The sequence below is a fragment of the Stenotrophomonas bentonitica genome (assembly GCF_013185915.1).
Classification (GTDB): Bacteria; Pseudomonadota; Gammaproteobacteria; order Xanthomonadales; family Xanthomonadaceae; genus Stenotrophomonas; species Stenotrophomonas bentonitica.
On sequence record NZ_JAAZUH010000003.1, the window covers coordinates 336150 to 354678 of the forward strand.

The 18529-nt window shown below is 59.5% G+C and carries 16 protein-coding genes and 1 pseudogene; 10 read left to right on the top strand and 7 right to left on the bottom strand.

What is annotated here, in order from left to right; all coding sequences use genetic code 11:
* Nucleotides 1–14: 14 nt before the first annotated feature.
* Complete coding sequence (locus tag HGB51_RS17480) at nt 15–1349, top strand: Smlt3024 family type IV secretion system effector (RefSeq protein WP_070208197.1); 1335 nt, start codon at nt 15–17, stop codon at nt 1347–1349.
* 81 nt (nt 1350–1430) lie between these two features.
* Nucleotides 1431–2210 (top strand): NYN domain-containing protein, encoded by a 780-nt coding sequence (locus HGB51_RS17485; protein WP_070208198.1) that lies wholly within the window; start codon nt 1431–1433, stop codon nt 2208–2210.
* Between the two features lie 39 nt (nt 2211–2249).
* Here HGB51_RS17485 and HGB51_RS17490 read toward each other — a convergent pair whose 3' ends face one another.
* Nucleotides 2250–2471, bottom strand: a complete 222-nt coding sequence (locus tag HGB51_RS17490) for a hypothetical protein (protein WP_070208199.1) — start codon at nt 2469–2471, stop codon at nt 2250–2252.
* Nucleotides 2468–2818, bottom strand: a complete 351-nt coding sequence (locus tag HGB51_RS17495) for a SymE family type I addiction module toxin (RefSeq protein ID WP_084738995.1) — start codon at nt 2816–2818, stop codon at nt 2468–2470. Before HGB51_RS17495 ends, HGB51_RS17490 begins: the two co-directional genes overlap by 4 nt.
* 336 nt (nt 2819–3154) lie before the next feature.
* Here HGB51_RS17495 and HGB51_RS17500 point away from each other — a divergent pair, with 336 nt between their 5' ends.
* From HGB51_RS17500 to HGB51_RS17520, 5 genes are all read left to right on the top strand, one after another.
* Nucleotides 3155–3346, top strand: coding sequence for a hypothetical protein (locus tag HGB51_RS17500; RefSeq protein ID WP_084738997.1), 192 nt, complete (start codon nt 3155–3157; stop codon nt 3344–3346).
* 109 nt (nt 3347–3455) lie between these two features.
* Nucleotides 3456–4217, top strand: a complete 762-nt coding sequence (locus HGB51_RS17505; RefSeq protein ID WP_070208201.1) for an HNH endonuclease — start codon at nt 3456–3458, stop codon at nt 4215–4217.
* A 260-nt stretch (nt 4218–4477) separates the two neighbouring features.
* A complete protein-coding gene (locus HGB51_RS17510) occupies nt 4478–5731 on the top strand; it encodes a DNA cytosine methyltransferase (protein WP_070208202.1) in 1254 nt (417 codons plus the stop codon).
* Nucleotides 5728–8091, top strand: a complete 2364-nt coding sequence (locus HGB51_RS17515) for a sensor histidine kinase (RefSeq protein WP_070208203.1) — start codon at nt 5728–5730, stop codon at nt 8089–8091. The genes HGB51_RS17510 and HGB51_RS17515 overlap by 4 nt, the downstream gene beginning before the upstream one ends.
* A complete protein-coding gene (locus HGB51_RS17520; protein WP_070208204.1) occupies nt 8088–9035 on the top strand; it encodes a response regulator in 948 nt (315 codons plus the stop codon). Before HGB51_RS17515 ends, HGB51_RS17520 begins: the two co-directional genes overlap by 4 nt.
* A 453-nt stretch (nt 9036–9488) precedes the next feature.
* Here the strand turns inward: HGB51_RS17520 and HGB51_RS17525 are convergent, their stop codons facing one another.
* From HGB51_RS17525 to aceE, 4 genes and pseudogenes are all read right to left on the bottom strand, one after another.
* The gene (locus tag HGB51_RS17525) at nt 9489–9677 is read right to left on the bottom strand and encodes a hypothetical protein (protein WP_070208205.1); all 189 of its coding nucleotides are present in this window, start codon (nt 9675–9677) and stop codon (nt 9489–9491) included.
* A 97-nt stretch (nt 9678–9774) separates the two neighbouring features.
* A pseudogene (locus HGB51_RS20550) lies at nt 9775–9964 on the bottom strand (hypothetical protein); the annotation flags it as partial.
* 205 nt (nt 9965–10169) lie between these two features.
* Nucleotides 10170–12638 carry a P-loop NTPase family protein gene (locus HGB51_RS17530; protein ID WP_171966911.1) on the bottom strand — a complete coding sequence of 823 codons (2469 nt, stop codon included), beginning with the start codon at nt 12636–12638 and terminating at the stop codon, nt 10170–10172.
* Between the two features lie 92 nt (nt 12639–12730).
* Nucleotides 12731–15418, bottom strand: coding sequence for a pyruvate dehydrogenase (acetyl-transferring), homodimeric type (aceE, locus tag HGB51_RS17535; protein WP_070209389.1), 2688 nt, complete (start codon nt 15416–15418; stop codon nt 12731–12733).
* A gap of 318 nt (nt 15419–15736) precedes the next feature.
* On the opposite strand from aceE, the gene HGB51_RS17540 reads away from it, so the two are divergent.
* From HGB51_RS17540 to HGB51_RS17550, 3 genes are all read left to right on the top strand, one after another.
* The gene (locus HGB51_RS17540) at nt 15737–16219 is read left to right on the top strand and encodes a PadR family transcriptional regulator (RefSeq protein WP_070209390.1); all 483 of its coding nucleotides are present in this window, start codon (nt 15737–15739) and stop codon (nt 16217–16219) included.
* Between the two features lie 85 nt (nt 16220–16304).
* Complete coding sequence (locus tag HGB51_RS17545) at nt 16305–17099, top strand: siderophore-interacting protein (RefSeq protein WP_070209391.1); 795 nt, start codon at nt 16305–16307, stop codon at nt 17097–17099.
* 49 nt (nt 17100–17148) lie between these two features.
* Nucleotides 17149–17565, top strand: a complete 417-nt coding sequence (locus tag HGB51_RS17550) for a hypothetical protein (RefSeq protein ID WP_070209392.1) — start codon at nt 17149–17151, stop codon at nt 17563–17565.
* Between the two features lie 172 nt (nt 17566–17737).
* Here HGB51_RS17550 and HGB51_RS17555 read toward each other — a convergent pair whose 3' ends face one another.
* Nucleotides 17738–18445 (bottom strand): YceI family protein, encoded by a 708-nt coding sequence (locus tag HGB51_RS17555; protein ID WP_084739101.1) that lies wholly within the window; start codon nt 18443–18445, stop codon nt 17738–17740.
* Nucleotides 18446–18529: the final 84 nt, after the last annotated feature.

An 18529-nucleotide genomic window follows, 5' to 3' on the forward strand; every position in this document is an offset into this window, starting at 1 on the left:
TACAGGAGTTTTCCATGAGTGGACTAACCGCCAACGACCTCCGAGTCCTCGGGCACTATGCAGATACCGGAAACCGGGAACTGTACTGGAACTACCTCTCCCAGCTCCCCGGCGCCGATGGCTACGGAACACTGGCATTGGGCGTGGTGCGCAACGACAGCCTGCCGGGCCAGGTAGCAAACAGCTACGCACAAGCCCATGCTGCCCGCCAGGGCGACGTGGGCTCGCAGTTCGCCAACGCCAGCCTTACCGAGCGCGACTGGGAGGAGTTTGGCCATACGTTGCTGAAGAAAGACTTGGAACTGCGCTCCAAACACCTGCTTGCCGGGCGCGGCGACCTTGCGCTGAACCTTCCCGGCAAAGACGTCATGCTTGCCCATGACCAGGCCTTTGTGGACCACCGGCTGGACCCAAACTGCTGGACGCCCCGCGTCCTGCTTCAGGCGGCGCTTGAGAACAGCGGCCCCGAAAAGGCCGAGCAGATCTGGACCAACATGCTGGACAACAACTACCTGGGCGCAACCCGCGTTGGCAAGACCGGCTATGACGCCATCGCCCAGATGGGCGTGGTCGAGGGCGGCCAGTACCTTGCCAGGCTGGGCGCCACCGAAGCCACCCAGCTGCTCGAAGGCCGCGCGACCACCAACCCCAACGTCATTGGCGGCAACAGCTACTACGCCATGTACTTCGAGGGCGAACGGAAGTGGGTGAACGTCAGCACCGGCGGAGGCCACGTTTCCATGCGCGAAGAGTGCAACCCGAACCGGATTGCCGATCTCAACGATGCCCGTGAGGTGCGCCTGGAACGGCAGCAGAAGGCAACCCAGTTCCACCCGGACGACCCGTACCGCACCATCACCCCCAGCCCGTTCACTGCCTCGCTCGAGGGCACCCCGGGCGCCCCTCGCCCCGCCACCCGCCTGGCCGACATCGGGCCCGGGCACGCGGACTACGCACTGGTGCAGCAAATTCGCGAAGGCGTGGCCGCCATCGACGCCAGGCAGGGTCGCACCCCTGACGAAACCAGCGAGCGCCTTACCGCAAGCGTAGTGGCGCTGGCCCGCCAGAACGGGCTGGAGCGTGCCGACCACGTGGTGCTGAGCCAGCAGACCGCCGACAGCCCCGCCGGCCGGAATGTGTTCGTTGTACAGGGCGACCTGGCCGACCCCGCCCACCGCCGCGCCTTCATGCCCACCGACGTGGCGGTACAGACGCCCGTGGAGCACTCCCTGCAGCAGTTGGAGGTAGCCGGGCAGGAACGGCAGCAACAGGCCCTCACCCAGACCCAACAGCAGCATCAGGAAGCCCAGCAGCGCGAGACCCAAAGCCACGCCATGCGCATGGGCTGACGCGGGCGCCCAACACGCGGGGGCCGGATTGCCTATAGTTCGCCAAACTGCCCCCCGCCCCGGCCAAGACAAGGAACCGCAATGGCACACCCCTCCCAGGAAACCGCTGTTGCCATCCTGATCGACTGCGACAACGTGCCGCCGGACATCGTGGACTTCGCGCTGCGCATGGCCGCACAGGCAGGCCGGGTGACAACGCGCAGGGGCTACGGAAACTCGAACACACTCGGCAAGAAGTGGGAAGAAGCACTGGTACGCCAAGCCTTCACCCCCTGCCTGCAGTTCCAGTACGCCTCCAAGAAGAACACCTCCGACATCGCCCTGGCACTGGACGCCCTGGAAACGTTGTTCGACAAGCGTGCCGACACCTTCTGCCTGGTCACCAGCGACAGCGACTTCGCCTACCTCTGCCGCAAGCTGCGCGAGCGCGGGGCCAACGTCTACATCGTGGGCGAGGCCAAAAGCCCGGACGCCTTGCGCAACGCCTGCGACCGGTTCTTCGAATGGGTGCCCGAGGCAGACAACGACGCCAAGACCAAGGACGTGGACACCCCGGAAGCCAAGCCGGCGGCCGCCACCCCGAAGCCGGAAGCCAAGCCCGCCGCCAACGGCCCGCTACCCAAGCGCCGCCCCCGCTTCCTGGTGGAGGCCGTTGCGCTGCTGGCCTCGTCCACCCCGGACGGCAGGGTCACCTTGAACGCACTGGGCCAGTACCTCAAGCGCGCCGACCCGGCCTTCAGCCCCACCGTCTATGGCCATTCCGGGCTGCTGAGCATGGTGAAGACCTACGACCTGCTCACGCCGCATGAGGAAGAGAGTGGCCAGTGGTCGGTGAGCCTGGCGCCCAAGACCGAGGCCTGAACGACAAGGGCCGGGGACACCACCCCGGCCCTTTGCAACCTACGGCTGCTCGTCAGGCGCATCCATGCCCTCCGCATACTTGTACGAGTTGCTCACCACGGTGAGGTCGATGGACTTCGGCTCGTCCGCCAGCCACACGTACCCCATCATCATCTTCCGCAGCAGGTACGAAGGCGTCTGGTTGGTACGCCACGCCGCCGCCTGGAAGTGGTGGCGCAGGCTGTCAGCCACCTTCACCTTCATCACCACGCGCTTTTTCATCGCGGATCTCCGCTGAGAATCGGCTGGCGCGTGTCGGCTTCAACCACCGCGTGGTGGATCTGGCGCTGCAGGCTCCTGGGCACGCCGGGGTAAGGCAGGATCGGCCGGCCGATGATGGAGATGGTGATGACGCCTTCTGATGCGTCGATCTGGAGCTTGGAACCCACGTTGAAGCCCATCTGGCGAAGCCAGCGGCCCTGGAGCTTCATGAAGGGGATCTTGGCGTCTTCCGCGAAGTCCGGGGGCGGTGTGGGTGCGGAAGCTGCCGGGGCCGCGCTTGCCGGGCGCTTAGGGGTTGGTTGGGAAGGGAGTTCGTCGTACGGCGTGTCGTCCCAGTGCGTGTGCATGTTGGACCTCCTGTAAGGATCGCCCCTCGCCGGGATGGCGGGGGAGTCGGGAGGTTAGAAACCGTCTAGTGCGAATCGGCGGGCGTATTTCCCACGAACGTGGGTATTGTATTAGCCGCCCTCCCGACAGGGAGAAGTCCAATCTTCGCACTAGAGGAGTTTCTACGCTCCGGTGACCAACATGCAGCACGCGTCGAGGAACGACCATTCGTTTGTTTCTCTTGATTTCAGCGAATCAGTAGGCGTTGCCTACCGTTGTCGCAAGCAGCTCTATGTCGTCGCAAGATATGGGATGGAGTGCACGTAATATGCGCCCCCTTTGACGGAAATGAGCAGATGGCACGTACTGATAGTGATTGGTTGCGAGACTTCGACGCAGCGATGCTTGTCTTTTTTGCCATCAACCACGAAGAGGCAGGCATGGATGAAAGAGAACTTGGCTGGTACGCCGACCTGCCACCAAAGGAAGCTGCACTGGCCTACGGCCGGGACTTTGACTTGTGTCGAGTGGAAACATTCTGGAGCTAGCTAGGCCTCCCACAGCTGGAAAAATCTCCATTTGCGTCATGGCTTGACGCCTACGGCATACTTCCACCTTATCGGATTCCCAATTCGCTAAGGTCGAGAGGAGGGCGACATGGACGACTGGACCTATGAACAGCTCGGTGCAGCAGTTGGAGCGTACCGTCGGATGCAGCAGCGGACGATGGACGGCTTGGAGGTAAACAAGGCCCAGGTCTATCGAGACCTCGCAGCGAAGCATGGTCGTACGCCCAAGGCCTGGGAGTACCGCATGCAGAACATTTCGCATGTCCTAGACCAGGCCGGCCAGAAGTGGATTGGAGGCCTGAAACCCGCCAAGAACGTTGGCCCCGAGGTCACGGGGACCCTTGTAAAGCTCCTAGCTCTTGGCCCACCGACCGCGGTGTCACCCGCCACGTCAGCCGAGCTCGAACAACAGCGCCTCCTGGTCGACAAGTCGGGCTTCTTCCTTCCGGAGAATATCGAAGATCAACGAAGTCGGGTTCTCAGGTCGATCGTTCAGCGCCAGGGCCAGCAGGAATTTCGCATGGCGCTCTTGGACGCGTATGAAGGGAAGTGCGCGATGACCGGGTGCGGGGCAGTCGATGTCCTTGAGGCTGCCCATATCCACCGCTATCTGGGAGAGGAAACGAACGTCGTGTCCAACGGACTACTGCTTAGGGCGGACGTCCACACCCTCTTTGACCTGAAGCTGGTGGGCGTCGATCTATCTACGATGCGCATCTGCGTCGCCCCGAAGCTGGCTGGGTCCATCTACGGGGAGCTGACAGAAAGGCGCTTGGCCACGCCAGCTAGTAAGGGGTGCGCAGTTGACCGACGTCAGCTGGAGAAGCATCGAGCTCAATGTGACTGGTAGGCATGCAGCCGCTACCCCTAGCGCTGACGAACTTGTTGGCACTGGTCCGAATCCGCACTTTGGGTGGCTGCTGACTCACTCACAAAGCGCTCGAATCAAAAAATATCCCTTATTTTTCAATGACTTTTTGACCAAGCTTTGAGCTGCGGCTCTAGAGACCGCCTCCTCGAATCCATCCCTGTGGACTGTACTGGCGAAATTCTGCATGCTCGCACCATTTGATTGGCTAAGCCGGGATTCCGGGACGAACGGGGGATGGAGTGAGTGAAGGAACATCTTTAAACTTTGTGGACGTGTTTGCAGGCTGCGGCGGCCTGTCTCTCGGACTTCTGAACTCTGGCTGGAAAGGCCGGTTCGCGGTCGAGAAAAATCCGGATGCATTTGCGACTCTGGATGCCAATCTCATCTCGCATCCTCGCTCATCGAACAAATTTCATTGGCCCGACTGGCTCCCAAAACAGGCCTCCGATATCTCAGGAGTTTTAAACAACTACTCCTCTGAGCTTACGGAACTGAGGGGCACTATCGATCTTCTGGCGGGCGGCCCCCCTTGCCAGGGGTTCTCGCTGGCCGGCCGGCGAAGCAACTTGGACCCAAGGAACAAGCTAACCGAAGAGTACATCCGGCTAGTCAAAGTGATGCTGCCTCGCATGCTGTTGATCGAAAACGTGCGCGGATTCAATCTTGCGTTCAAGAAGAGCTCGAAAGATGATCAGGGGGTCGCTTACTCGGAGAAGGTTGCGAGTGAGCTGGAGTCATGCGGCTACCGGGTGTTTTCGTCAATGGTAGATCTAAGTCGTTTCGGTGTCCCACAGCGACGACGCAGATTCATTCTCATCGCGATCCGGAAGGGAGACGTTGCGCTGACAAAACTGGGATCGCTCACACCATTCGAGTATCTCGAGAAGCGCCGGACAAGGTTCTTGTCCGATAAGGGACTCCCGACGAACAGAACCGTCTCAGCTCAGGAGGCCATAGGCGATCTGGAAGTCAAGGGCACCACACTCATCGACTGCAATGACTCCGCAATGGGAGGCTTCAAGCAGATCAAGTACTCTCCCACCTACTCCAGCGAGTACATACGGCTGATGCGTGGGCGGCGGACCACTGCGCCCGATAGCTTGAGACTCCCTCGCCACTCCGAAGTGACAAAGGTCAACTTTGAGCTTGTCATGACGACGTGCGAGAAAGGAAAAGCAATCAGCGGCACGGACCGAGATCGCCTCGGAATAAAGAAACAAGCGCTAACCCCCCTATCCGCTAGTTTGCCGTCCGCGACTGTCACAACGCTGCCAGATGACATCATTCACTATTCCGAAGCACGAATCCTGACTGCGCGTGAAAATGCGCGCCTCCAGTCGTTTCCAGACAATTTCAAGTTTCTGGGCAAGTACACGACCGGCGGAAAGAATCGCAGGAACGAGTGCCCTCGTTACACGCAAATTGGCAATGCCGTACCACCGCTGTTTGCAGAGGCAGTAGGAAGGATGCTTAAGGAGCTTGCAAAATCATGAAAAGTCAATCCTACAGCTTCCGAACTAACACACTCCTGAAGAATCTCGTCGGAAAGGATCTAATAAACGACGACAATATTGCCATCGTTGAGCTTGTCAAGAATTCCTACGACGCGCGCTCACCCAGCGTGCGCGTTGAGTTCACAAACTTGGGCCAAGATGGCGTCACCACCGCCCAAACAAGGATTCTGATATCGGATCTGGGCACCGGAATGACGATCGGTGACCTTTCCGATAAGTGGCTGAACATCGCATACTCTGAGAAGAAAGGCTCGCAGCAGGGGCGAGGGCAGTTCTTCGCCGGAAATAAAGGCGTTGGAAGGTTCTCGTGCGACCGCCTTGGCTCCGGTCTTGACTTGGTCACCCGATCAAAGGCTGAGCCGATCATCCATTTGCCTATTGACTGGAAAGACTTTGAAGTCGAAGGAGACAAGGACCGCATCATTCAAAGCATCCCCTTGTATCCAAAGGAAATCAGCGAATCTAGAGCCGCCGATATTTGCGGAGGATCGACCTTCCCTGCTTCGGGAACAACGCTGGTCATCTCCAACCTTCGCAGCGAGTGGAATCACGACAAACTAATCGACCTAAAGCGGTCGCTTGAAAAGTTCCTTAACCCCAATCAGCTATTCGAGCGAGACAAATTCGCAATCGAATTGGTGGTTAAGGACCTAGCGAAGGGTGATGCTGGGAAGTCATACCACGATCGCGTGAACGGAATCATCCAGAATCAGGTCTTTGAGAAGCTCAAGTTCAACTCCACTTACATTACCTGCCACGTGTCGTCAGCAGATTCATCAGTGACGACCGAGCTTTATCACGAGGGAGAGTCGGTATTCCGACTGCGGGAAAGCTCGTCTACTTACCCTGGCATTGTGGATGCGCACGTCGTCATCTACTACCTTAATCCGTATAAGAAGGCCTACTTTACGCGACAGACCGGCATTAGATCCATTGAATTTGGCTCAATTTTCCTTTTCCTAAACGGCTTTCGTGTCGCTCCTTACGGTGATCGCGGGGACGACTGGCTCGGTTTAGACGTACGTAAGTCTCAGGGCACTAGTCGATACCTATCTAGTCGCGACATCGTCGGAAGAATTGAACTTACCGACGTGGAGGACGTATTCCAACCGGTATCCAGCCGAGAAGGCCTTAAGAACACCGCTGAGTTCAAGCGATTGAGGGAAGGCCTGTTCCTTGACGTACTGAGGAAGCTTGAACGATTCGTCGTTGACGGTCTTGACTGGGACAGCGTGCCCACCACTGTGCGCGAGGAGCTGAGGACAGCCGAGGGCTTGGACTGGAAGAACACGTCCGAGTCTTATCTTGAGTCCTGGGAACGGAAGCAACAACGCATTGCGCTATCAATCCTTGGGCTCATTGGCTCGCATCCTTCTCGCACTCAGAATTTTTGGTTCAATCCGAAGCTGCTAGAGGCGGTTTTCGAAACGAGAACAGAGGACGTGCGCCGCCTACTAGATGAGATCGATGGAGCTGACCCTAGCAAACTCGACGGAAGCTTAAGGTCAGATCTGTCGAAGATTCGCCGGTTGATCCAGGCGAAGGACGATGCCGCCATATCAGCGAAGCAGGAGTCCGCAACGCTTCGCGTGGAAGTGGCGAAGAAACAACAGGAAGTCGAGCAGCTCAGCAAATCGACCGAGACCTACAGGGCGCAAACGCTCTTTCTTCAGTCCATTGCACCGACTGAGGTCAAGGACCTTCTTACCTTTCACCATCAGATCAGCCAAGACTCGGTGATTCTCGGCAATTACTTGACAAAGGCTCTGCGGTCTCTTCGGGAGATCGAAGGGGGCGAGAAGGTGACCAAGTTTCTAGAGAAAGCTCTGATGGCCAACAAGCGGATGGCCACGGTCGCACAATTTGCAAGCAAAGCGAATTTCAGGGCGGGGATGAAGAAGGAGATGACGGACATTCCCGCATTTGTCGAGCAGTACCTTCTAAATGTTGCAAAGGACTTTGCTGCATCGAATCTTACGCTCACCGTCAGCAATAGTGTGACCGAGCCGTTCGATATAAAAGCGAGTCGCATTGAACTCTCAATCCTAATTGACAACTTGATCTCCAATTCCGGCAAAGCAATGGCGAAGAACTTAGAGGTTCGCATCGACAAGATTGGCGACAACAGACTTGTCATTGCATTTGGGGATGATGGAAACGGGCTATCGGAAGATATACCGGACATAGACTCGATGTTTGAGATCGGCGTGACGACCACTTCTGGCTCAGGCCTGGGCTTGTACCATGCCAAGCAACTCGCCGAGACCATGGATGGAACTTTGAGTGCGCGCGCATTGGCGCCTCGAGGTATGGAGATGACCTTGGAGCTGGTGAAATGAAGCTTACCTATAAGATTCTGTGGTTCGATGACAATGCTGAGTTTTTTGACTCGCTCGACATTGAGCAGTTGGAGCGGAGAGTATCTGAGTGGGGTTTCATGCCTGAGTGCAAGCTCGTCACGACCAGCGACGACTTCAACTCGCAAGCCCCGTACTCGGACTTTGACCTTCTCGTGGTTGATTATAACCTTGAGGGGATAGGAGAGGGCCAAGATTTCATTCGAAGTGTACGCGACCAGAAGGTGTTTACCGAGGTCATTTTCTATTCCTCCAACAGTGTGGAGGAACTATGGAATGAAGTTCGAGAGAAGAAGCTGGAGGGGATATTTGTCGCTAACCGCGGGAACGTCATTGAGCGCATCCTTAGCGTCGGCCAGCAATCGTTACGAAAGGTTCTAGACGTCGACAACATGCGCGGCATAGTCATGGCAGAAGTCGGAGATCTTGACCTGGCAATTGCCCGAGTTCTTCGTTCGGCCGCCCCTCATATCGGCGAGGAGCAGCGGTCCGAATGGTTCGATACCTTTTACAGAAGATCTTGCGAGCATCAGCATGGCCATACTGAGAGGCTTGAGGCTTTCCGAGGAGCGCCTAGTATCGAAGGGCTCCTTGACCTCTGCGACAGCAATAAGCTATGGCAGAACTTTAATCGCGCCAAGAAGCTGATCGGAGCGCTCGGGGTCGTATCGCTGGGCAACTACGAGCAAGAGATACTTGGACCTCGAAATCATCTGGCTCATGGCGTCGCGACAAAGATGGACAATGGAGAGATTGTCTTCTCGCATCGCGGAAAGAACTACAGCTTCAATGAGACTGTCGGCATTGCGCTCCGGCAACAGATCATCGTGTACAAAGGAGCCTTCAGCACAATTGAGACAGCGCTCTCTTCTCTGGCTACGCCGGCCTCTACCGAAACGCAGGCTGATGAAGCAACACCTACATAGTCGCTGGCTGCCTGGAAGGTTACTGGTTGCAACACAACAGCTGTGGCGCGACCACTCCGGGTCCAGTAGCCGTTGAATCTTGCACTCGCTACAGAACCGTCGCCCAATCCGCACGGAGAACTTGTAGAGGAATATCGCGAGGGCAGCCGAACCAATGAGCGCAAGTACTAACCGAAATCCGTACGGCACTGTATCGACTGATTGATGAACTGGGCAAGCCGCAGCGGCGAAAAAGTCTGTAGGCAACCATGGCTTTACTGCCGATACGACAAGGAAGGCCAACGCACCCAAAAGAATGCCCTACCCCGCCGAGATGAAGAGCAACTTCTCAGCCCCCCCCTCCCCGGCTGGCGGAGTACCGAACGAGACGCAAGATTAGACTGAAGATTAAACCGCTGATCGCCAGCACCAGGACCGAGATAGCCGAGCTTCCTGCTCCCCATTGCAGCGCCCTTACTTCAACCGTTGTCTCAGCTTTTCAATGACGCGCCTGCCTTCCACTTCGCTGATCACGACGCGGTCGGGATTGACCCTCAATGTACCGTTGAAGCTTTGAACAGTTTGGCGCGACTGCAGCTCTCGCATCACCTCTCCGGCGAAGTCACGCAGATCGCTTTTGATCCTTCGCGTACCCGCAGACATACATGCTCCTTCACTAGGTGGGTCATCACGCAGGGGGCAGTGTACGTTCCTGAGTTCTCGCCACTTGAGACGCCTATCGCAGGATAGGCAAATTCAATTAAACCCCAACCGGATTAGCCTTCTCAGGGAGCCTTGAACTGCTTGGTAGACCGGGCAACATCCCTACCGCCCATCTTCCCATCCTTCGCCAACGGCGCAGGCGCGGCAGGCGCGATATTGCACCGGGCGACCTCGAAGAGGCGACGCAGGTTCGCGCGCGCGTCCTTATGGCCAAGTTCGTACGTGCCCCCCTAACCATGACCGGTACGGCGTAGGCATGCCTCCGTACGCAGGCAGTTAGTCGGCGGCAGCGTTCGCAGCGCCCTGGGGCGTCCCCGCCAACTGTGTAGCGCAGCCTCTGGAATGGGGCCAAGCGCCACAGAAGGCGGTATTGCCTGAAGCGTCTTCCCCCAACGAAGGGAGCATGATGCAGGCCGTCGCCATAGGCTGGCACTACACCCTATCTGAATCACGCTTCTTCGATGCTGCCTTACGTGGAACAGCCTCGCCTACCTTCCTTTCACTGATGGTTTGCAGACGGCGCTTCAACAGTTCGACTTCACCCGAAACGCGTCGATCACTGTCCTTGGACCGCAAGTACGTGTCCAGACGAAGTAGTTCCTTAGTGGCAAGCGGGAGCTGAGGCGGTCGTGCCTTCAGATAGCCCCAACACCTCTGAACCGAGCATCTGTGCCAGCTTACGCCTAGGTCCTCGGCCTTCGCTAGGGAAGCATCGCACGCGCGAACATCCCCCTGACGCGCCTCAATCAACCCCCTCATAAACCAAGCCTCCCCCTGATCAGGAAGAAGTTCGACCGCGATCTTGGCTTGATGCAATGCTGCATCAATGTCTTGCCTTGCTGAAAATAGGAAGTAAGCGAATCGCTCACGAAGATGGCCGTTCAAGCTATCTGAGGCCACTGCTTGCTCAAAAAGCCTTTGGCTCTCGACCATGTCCCCCTCGCGACGCGCCATCTCTGCCGCCTTAGCCAGTGGAGTCCGGAACGCTTCGTCACCAGTGCCTAGCTTGTACCGAGACGCAGTCTTAACGAGAGAGGATATTTTTGCGGATACCTTAACAACCTCGGCATCGGTTGGACTCGCGCCACCATCTGGGAGCGAAACCTGCTTGCCCTTCGAATAATCGATAAAATTCTTGGTGAATGCGATTTGCACGTCACCTGACACAGTGACGACAGAGGCAATCCCTCTAGACTCCTCCAAAACCTGCTCCATGCAGGAAACGGTGACGCCAGCTTCCTCACAGCAAACCCTAAGGGAGTAGGATTGGTGCACGTCTGCGACCCTGGCCATTAGAAGCAGTACGCGTCGCTCCTTAAGCTCTATTCGCGCCCATACATCGGCAAACAAGAAATCCCCGAGATCCTTATTGAGCATTTTGGCAACACGCTCCGTTGCGCGCTCGATCTTCCTTGTTGCCGGGTCGCAGAGCGCGCTAACAAATGCTTCAAGAACAATTGGCCGCCGTTCAATCTTTTCAATTTCGCGCTGAAGGTCTTCAATCTTCGCATTGACTGCCAATTTGCAGTTCAACTTGCGCGAGCGCTCGCGAACGAATTCAACTGCCTCAGGCATTTCGAGCACTGGCACCTCGATCGGCGTCGCCTCCAAATGTTCCTTTCTTCTTGACGTCAGGAGAACCCGTCCGATTTTTCGCGCGACTTCCTTGAGCTCCCGCCCGACGGCTCTACTCTCGCCATCGTCAGACATCAGCGTTTCCGTGTTATCAATCACCAGCCATACGTCCTGCCTCTTGACCCCAAGCGCCGTCATTCGACCCTGAAGATTGGAAACTGCCGCGACGAAGTCCAACCTATAGAACTCAGCCGCAGGGTAGCAGCCGAAGATCAGAACATTGATGTTTGCGAGGAGCTCTATCAGATGGGGTTGACCAGACTTTATTGGCTCCAGACCATTGAGGCCCCACTGCGTTCTCTTCGCAGTGTAGAAGATAACGATCTTTGGCTTCCAGAGGACTTCCACCTCCTGATCTAGGATTCGATGCACAAATTCAATTGCGAGAGTCGTCTTCCCAAAGCCACCGTCACCGTAGACGAGGCAGGCCCGAGCTCCCTCGTCTTCATACCACTCAAGCAGCTCGTCAATCTGTGAAAGTCGGCCAGTAAATGAGTCGGTCTTCCTGTCGGGCATTGAGACTCTTGCGCCCCAGTCATTCTGCCATTCCAAAAGCGAGGGAAGCCCCTTTTCACCCAGCGCCTCAAATGGGTTGGGCGCATCATAGTTAAATTCGGCACGCAGCTCAGGTCCATCTGATATTTGGCAATTGACGCGAACTCGGTCAGACGCGATACGTTGAATTCGCCTAATCAGCGCAGGAATGCCATCCCTGGCCTTTAGAAACTTTAGCTCGATGACGTCCGCATCAGCTCCAAACTTGGGATAGCCACCTGACTCATCGGCTCGAGGGAGGACTGATTGGAGAGAGTCCACGAGAAATTTGAACGCATCGGCTTCCTGTGCAGGCATGTAGCCACCCAACAGTCCATGCCCCTCACCGCCATCGTTTCGCAGTTGCACGAGAGCGCGAAGCAGTCCAAGTAAGTTCTTGGGATGGTTGCCACAAAGTTCCGCTGCGGGCCTATCGAGAACGCTTTTCAACAAAAGGCGCGAAACGCCAGACCAGCCAGTCTGCTCAGCCGCGATTAGTAGCGCGTCCAACGCATCCACCAAGCTTCCATCTGCCGGCTTCCAGAGCGAATCCAAGACCTGCTTAGGAGGAGTTAGCGACGGATCCGGCGCCTTATTCCCTACCCACTCCAGCAAGCCAAAAACTGCCTGCTGGAGCAGAAGTCGGACCCCGACAATTACCCGAACCCTGGCTTCAACCTGATTACTACAGGCGGCAACTTCCTTGACGCAATTCTCGAAGTACTTCTGCATGTCCCCCCCCGGGATTGTTCGGCTTCTCCAGCCATCATCGCAAAAAAGGCAGCCACTAGGCTGCCTTTTCTGCGATTCGTAATCAATGAGGATTATACCCCGACAGGATTAGCCTTCTCAGGATCAATCTTGTACTGCTTGATAGCCCGGGCAACATCCTTACCGGTCATCTTCCCGTCCTTCGCCAGCGCCGCAATCGCGGCATGCGCGATGTAGTACCGGTCGACTTCAAAGAAGCGACGCAGGTTCGCACGGGTGTCCGAACGACCAAAGCCATCCGTACCCAGCACGGTGAAGGTAGCCGGCACGAACGCGCGGATCTGGTCCGCATACGCACGCACGTAGTCGGTGGCGGCAATCACCGGGCCCTGGCGGTCTTCCAGCAGCTCGGTCACGTACGCCTTGCGCTGGGTGTCTTCCGGGTGCAGGCGGTTCCAACGTTCAGCGTCGAAACCATCGCGGCGCAGTTCGTTGTAGCTCGGGCAGCTCCAGATGTCGGCGGTAACGCCGAAGTCCTTCTCCAGCAGCGCGGCCGCTTCAATGGCTTCGCGCAGGATGGTGCCCGAACCCATCAGCTGCACGCGCAGCTCGCCCTTCTTCGGCTTGCCGGCATCGGTGAGCAGGTACATGCCCTTGATGATGCCTTCGGCCGCGCCTTCCGGCATTTCCGGGTGGGTGTAGTTTTCGTTCATCAGAGTGATGTAGTAGTACTCATCAATCTGGTCTTCCATCATGGCCTTGGTGCCGTGCTGCATGATCACCGTGACTTCGAAACCGAAGGTCGGGTCGTAGCTGCGCACGTTCGGAATACCACCAGCGGCCAGATGGCTGTGGCCATCTTCGTGCTGCAGGCCTTCACCGTTCAGCGTGGTGCGGCCGGCGGTGCCGCCGAGCAGGAAGCCGCGGGTACGCATGTCGGCGGCCTGCCAGGCAATGTCGCCCACGCGCTGGAAGCCGAACATGCTGTAGTAGATGTAGAACGGCAGCATCGGCACGTTGGAGACCGAGTAGCTGGTACCGGCGGCCATCCAGGAGCTGATGGCGCCCGGCTCGCTGATGCCCTGCTGCAGCACCTGGCCACTCTGGTCTTCGCGGTAGAACATGAGCTGGTCGGCGTCGACCGGCTTGTACTTCTGGCCGAACGGCGCGTAGATGCCGATCTGGCGGAACAGGCCTTCCATGCCGAAGGTACGGGCTTCGTCGGCCACGATCGGCACGATGTGCGGGCCCAGTTCCTTGTCGCGCAGGGTGATGTTCAGGCTCTGCACGAAGGCCATGGTGGTGGAGTAGCTGCGCTCGCCGCTGCTCTTGAGCAGGCGCTCGTAGGCTTCCAGTTTCGGTGCGTTGAAGCTCTTGGTGGCCTTGCGGCGGCGCTGCGGCAGGTAGCCGCCCAGTGCGGCGCGACGCTCCTGCAGGTACTGCACTTCCGGCGAGTCCGGGCCCGGGTGGTAGAACGGCACCTGGCCGTCCTTGAGCTGCTCGTCGGTCACCGGAATGTTGAAGCGGTCGCGGAAGTGGCGCACCGCTTCGTCGTCCAGCTTCTTGGTCTGGTGGGTCGGGTTGAGCGCTTCACCGGCGCTGCCCATGCCGTAGCCCTTGACCGTCTTGGCCAGGATCACGGTGGGCATGCCCTTGGTGTTCACGGCCTCGTGGTAGGCGGCATACACCTTGTGCGGGTCGTGGCCGCCACGGTTGAGGCGCCAGATGTCGTCGTCGGAAAGACCTGCCACCATGGCGGCGGTTTCCGGGTACTTGCCGAAGAAATGCTCGCGCGTGTACGCGCCGCCGAAGGCCTTGCAGTTCTGGTATTCGCCGTCGACGGTTTCCATCATCAGCTTGCGCAGCACACCGTTGGTGTCCTTGGCCAGCAGGGCATCCCAGTAACCGCCCCAGAGCAGCTTGATGACATTCCAGCCGCCGCCACGGAACACGCCTTCCAGTTCCTGGATGATCTTGCCGTTGCCGCGCACCGGACCGTCCAGGCGCTGCAGGTTGCAGTTCACCACGAAGATCAGGTTGTCCAGGCCTTCACGGCCGGCCAGCGCGATGGCGCCGAGGGTTTCCGGCTCGTCGGACTCGCCGTCGCCGATGAAGCACCACACCTTGCGGTCGGACTTTTCGATCAGGCCACGGTTTTCCAGGTAACGCAGGAACTGCGCCTGGTAGATGGCGGCGAGCGGGCCCAGGCCCATGGAGACGGTGGGGGTCTGCCAGTAGTCCGGCATCAGCCACGGGTGCGGGTAGCTGGAAAGGCCACCGCCGTCGACTTCCATGCGGAACTTGTCCAGCTGCTGCTCGTCGATGCGGCCTTCCAGGAAGGAACGCGCATAGATGCCCGGGGCGCTGTGGCCCTGGATGAAGAGCAGGTCGCCGGGGTGGCTGTCGCTGGGGGCGCGCCAGAAGTGGTTGAAGCCCACGTCGTACAGGGTGGCGCCCGAGGCGAAGCTGGCGATGTGGCCGCCCAGGTCGCCCGGCTTGCGGTTGGCGCGCACCACGGTGGCCATGGCGTTCCAGCGGATGATGGAACGAATGCGCCATTCCAGTTCGGCGTTGCCCGGGCTCTTGGCCTCCAGGGTCGGCGCGATGGTGTTCACGTACTCGGTGGTGGGAGAGAACGGCAGGTAGGCGCCCGAGCGACGGGTCAGTTCCACCATGCCTTCCAACAGCTGATGCGCGCGCTCAGGGCCCTCGACATCAATAACGGCCTTCAGCGACTCGATCCATTCCTGGGTTTCCACAGGATTCGGGTCGTTGTTCAGCACCTCGTTCAACCAGTTCATTAGCGCTCCCATTACCGCACGCACGCGCGCGACTGTTTTAGATTTCTAGCCGCAAAGTGTAGCGCACCAATGGGTTTGCTTACTTCGCTACGGGTGCGTATGGAAGTGCTGGCGTTGTGTCTTCGGGACAAGATGCGACAGTGGGACGCAGGGTTTCGTGGGGTTTTTGAGGGTGCATGGGCTGTTGTTGCATGGGACAGGTGGGACAGCAGGGCGTGGAGCGTTCCATGTGGGGGACGGAGCGTCACGGTGGTGGGGGCCGTTTGCGGGGTGGGCGTTTTCGATATATCGTTAGCGGACTTGATTCGATATATCGAAATGACTGCTTCGCGCCCCGCCACCTCCCGCCCGCTCAGCCGCGGCGACCTGCGCCTGCTGGTGCTTTCGCTGCTGGCGGCGCAGCCGCGCCATGGCTATGAGCTGATCAAGGGCATCGGCGAGATGTTCGTGCAGGTGTACACGCCCAGTGCGGGCTCGATCTACCCGGTGCTGGCGCAGTTCGAGGCGGCCGGCTGGGTGAGCGTGCTGGAGGAGGCCGGGCGCAAGCGCTACCAGCTCACCGCGTTGGGCCAGGATGAACTGGCGGCGCAGCGCGAGGAGGTTGAGGCGGCGCTGCACCGGGTGCGGCACAGCGCGCGCTCGATCGCCAAGGCCAACCTGCCGCCGGTGGTGCGCGATGCGATGCGCGAGCTGAAACAGGCGCTGGGCGTGCACCAGGCGCGGTGGCAGGACGAGAACGCGGCTGTGGTGGCCCAGGCATTGAGTGAGGCCGCTGCGCGGATTCGCGCGCAGGGCCGTTGACCCGCTACTTCGACCCCGCCCGCATTTTGCCAGCCAGGTCTTCCCCCCTACGCCGCTGCGGCGGCTTTGAAACAGGTATTCCCCCATGGCTCTGCATGAAAGCAAGTTGGTGCGCCACACCGTGAAGTTCCGCCCGCTGCAGGTGCTGCGCACCGAGGAGATCAGCCCGTGCATGCGCCGGGTGGTGATCGGTGGCGAGGCACTGGAGGGCTTCGATTCGCCCTCGCCCGATGACCACGTGAAGCTGTTCTTCCCGAACGCGGAAGGCCAGTTCGTGGTGCCGACGATGACCCCGGAAGGCCCGCGTTACCCGGAGGGCCAGGAGCCCTCGCCCGCCCGCGACTACACGCCGCGCTGGTGGGACCTGGAAAGCAATGAGCTGGCCATCGACTTCGTGATGCACGGCGACGGCGTTGCCTCGCGCTGGGCGGCCAATGCGCAGCCGGGCGATGCGATTGCGCTGGGCGGGCCGCGTGGTTCGCATATCACGGCCGATGACTTCGACACCTACGTGCTGTTTGGCGATGAGACGGCGCTGCCGGCGATTGGCCGCTGGCTGGAGACGCTGCCGGAGCAGGCGCGGGCGGAGGTGTATATCGAGATTCCGGAGGCGGAGGACCGCCAGGAGCTGCCGGTGGACGAGCGGATTTCGGTCTCGTGGCTGGAGCGGAACGGGTTCGATGCGGCCACCAGCACGCTGCTGGAAGACGTGCTGACCGATTTCGAGGAGCCGGAGGGCGACACGTTCTATTGGATCGCCACCGAGTCGCGCCGGGCGCGGATGATGCGCAAGTACATCGAGGGGCACCTGGCGGTGCCTAAGGATTGGATCCGCTCGAAGGGGTATTGGAAGGCGCATCCGGAGCATGAGGGGGATTGAGGCCCCGGCCGGCCGTGCGACAATCCCGCTTTTCCCCGACGCCTCTACGATGCAACCTGCCTCTCTCCCGACCCTGGCCGACCTGATCGCGCGCCTGGAGCGCGCCGATCCCGCGCTGGACGCCACCCTGGCCACCGCCGCCCCGCAGGCGACGGTGCCGATGCGCGAGGCGGTGCTGCCGCTGGCCAAGGCGCAGCTGGCGCTGGTACAGGCCAATGCGGATATCACCCTGGTGGCGGATGAGCTGCGCCGGTACCAGAAGTACGCGTTGCCGGGTAAACCGAGCCTGCAGATCGTGCAGCTGCGCAAGCAGCAGGCTACGGTGAAGCAGGCGGCGTTGATTGCGCGGCAGAACTTTACGCAGGCCACGCACGCGTTCCTGCGTGAGAGTGTCTTGGTGGCGCCGGCGCGTCGGTTGCCGACCGATTTCGCAACGGCGTGGTTGGCGAAGATCGCGGCGGCTTGAGGGTTTCCGGGCGGTGATGCGCTGCTCCGTTTGAGGTCCATGCGTCACCGTGCCGATCAATGTTATCGGCGGTCGTTTGGGAACCGACCCTACCGGCTAGATGCTCCCCTGGTTTGTGCACAAACAAAAATCCCGCCTTTCGGCGGGATTTTTGCGTTTCACATCAAACCAATTACGCGGCCGGCTTTTCGCCGGTGGCTTCGGTGGTGATGCGGATGTTCACTTCGTCGCTGACGTTCGGGGCATACGCGCCGACGCCGAAATCGCTGCGCTTGATGGTGGTGGTGGCGTCGAAACCAGCGGCCGGAACCTTGGCCATCGGGTGCTCGCCGCCGGCGTTGACGGTCACATCCAGGGTCACCGGCTTGGTGATGTCCTTGATGGTGAGGTCGCCGGTGACGGTCAGCTTGTTGGTGCCGGCGGCTTCAACCTTGGTGCTCTTGAAGGTGGCGGCCGGGAACTTGGCGGCGTCGAAGAAATCGGCGCTGCGCAGGTGTTCGTCGAACTTGGCGGTGAAGCTGTTCAGGCCGCTCAGCGGCAGCTTCACTTCCAGGGTGCTCTTGGTCACGTCGGCCGAGTCGTACACCAGGGTGCCTTCGACGTTGCCGAAGTGGGCGGTCGGGTGCGAGAAGCCGAAGTGGCTCCACTGGGCCAGCACGTCGGTGTGGCTCGGGTCGAGCTTGTAGGTGCCCGAGGCGATCTGGATGGCTTCGGCAGCCGGGGCAGCGGCCGGGGCGGCAGCGGCATCAGCCGGTGCGGTGGCGGCAGCGGCCGGGGTGGCGTCCGCAGCGGGGGCAGCGGTTTCTTCAGCCGGCTTGGAGCAGGCGGCGATGGCCAGGGTCAGGGCCAGCGGCAGGAGCAGTTTGCGGGTAACGGTCATGGCAGATCTCTCTCGCATTCGTAGGGAAAAGGAAAAGTGATGCAACAGCCCGTCCGCACGGACGGGCCAGGGTCCGGCGGGAAC

Bases quoted from the DNA above. Each gene is read 5' to 3' on its own strand.
- aceE (WP_070209389.1), bottom strand. From the start codon at position 15,418: ATGAACTGGTTGAACGAGGTGCTGAACAACGACCCGAATCCTGTGGAA.
- HGB51_RS17480 (WP_070208197.1), top strand. From the start codon at position 15: ATGAGTGGACTAACCGCCAACGACCTCCGAGTCCTCGGGCACTATGCA.
- HGB51_RS17540 (WP_070209390.1), top strand. From the start codon at position 15,737: ATGACTGCTTCGCGCCCCGCCACCTCCCGCCCGCTCAGCCGCGGCGAC.
- HGB51_RS17520 (WP_070208204.1), top strand. From the start codon at position 8,088: ATGAAGCTTACCTATAAGATTCTGTGGTTCGATGACAATGCTGAGTTT.
- HGB51_RS17495 (WP_084738995.1), bottom strand. From the start codon at position 2,818: ATGCACACGCACTGGGACGACACGCCGTACGACGAACTCCCTTCCCAA.
- HGB51_RS17530 (WP_171966911.1), bottom strand. From the start codon at position 12,638: ATGCAGAAGTACTTCGAGAATTGCGTCAAGGAAGTTGCCGCCTGTAGT.
- HGB51_RS17525 (WP_070208205.1), bottom strand. From the start codon at position 9,677: ATGTCTGCGGGTACGCGAAGGATCAAAAGCGATCTGCGTGACTTCGCC.
- HGB51_RS17545 (WP_070209391.1), top strand. From the start codon at position 16,305: ATGGCTCTGCATGAAAGCAAGTTGGTGCGCCACACCGTGAAGTTCCGC.
- HGB51_RS17490 (WP_070208199.1), bottom strand. From the start codon at position 2,471: ATGAAAAAGCGCGTGGTGATGAAGGTGAAGGTGGCTGACAGCCTGCGC.
- HGB51_RS17505 (WP_070208201.1), top strand. From the start codon at position 3,456: ATGGACGACTGGACCTATGAACAGCTCGGTGCAGCAGTTGGAGCGTAC.
- HGB51_RS17555 (WP_084739101.1), bottom strand. From the start codon at position 18,445: ATGACCGTTACCCGCAAACTGCTCCTGCCGCTGGCCCTGACCCTGGCC.
- HGB51_RS17550 (WP_070209392.1), top strand. From the start codon at position 17,149: ATGCAACCTGCCTCTCTCCCGACCCTGGCCGACCTGATCGCGCGCCTG.
- HGB51_RS17500 (WP_084738997.1), top strand. From the start codon at position 3,155: ATGGCACGTACTGATAGTGATTGGTTGCGAGACTTCGACGCAGCGATG.
- HGB51_RS17485 (WP_070208198.1), top strand. From the start codon at position 1,431: ATGGCACACCCCTCCCAGGAAACCGCTGTTGCCATCCTGATCGACTGC.
- HGB51_RS17515 (WP_070208203.1), top strand. From the start codon at position 5,728: ATGAAAAGTCAATCCTACAGCTTCCGAACTAACACACTCCTGAAGAAT.